This is a genomic window from Paraburkholderia sp. LEh10 (genome assembly GCF_017814945.1).
In the GTDB taxonomy this organism is placed as follows: domain Bacteria; phylum Pseudomonadota; class Gammaproteobacteria; order Burkholderiales; family Burkholderiaceae; genus Paraburkholderia.
Genome location: NZ_JAGIPX010000243.1, coordinates 1 through 524, shown reverse-complemented (window position 1 = coordinate 524; position 524 = coordinate 1). Strand labels below are relative to the sequence as shown.

1 pseudogene is annotated in these 524 nt (G+C 60.5%); it reads right to left on the bottom strand.

Annotation, left to right across the window (positions count from 1 at the left end):
- Positions 1-140: 140 nt before the first annotated feature.
- A pseudogene (locus tag J8I87_RS44170) lies at positions 141-524 on the bottom strand (amino acid:proton symporter); the annotation flags it as partial.

Below are 524 nucleotides of genomic sequence, written 5' to 3'. Positions count from 1 at the left end.
TTCAGCTAACCCTTCCCCTTGCCGGGTGGGTAGAGGACTTTCACCTCCAGGTAAGTGCGCCCTGCCGGGCGCACCCATAAAAAAGCCCGCCGGAAAATCCGGCGGGCTTTTTCGTTGATCAGAAAGCCAATCGACGGCGCTCAGGCGCCGACGCCTTCGAGAATCTCCTCGTGCGATTCACGTTCGTCCAGGTACTCAGTGCGATAGCCCGTGTGCACGCCCCAGTAATAGAACACCAGCGAGAACGCGATCACGATCAGCATGTCCCAGCCGTACGGCAGCACGCCCAGCCCGCCGAACTGCTTGCTGCCGATCAGCGACAGGATCGCCATCACGGGCAGATACGCGACCAGCCACCATGCCGCCTTGAGGTCCTGATTGAAGCCACCAAAGCCCGACTTCGCCTGGAAGTAGAAGAACACGGGAAGCGCGACGATCATCAACAGGATGATCTCGCCCGTCAGCGGCCACTTCGCCCAGTACAGGATCAGCGAAGCGCACACGAATGCGAACGGCGCGATCAC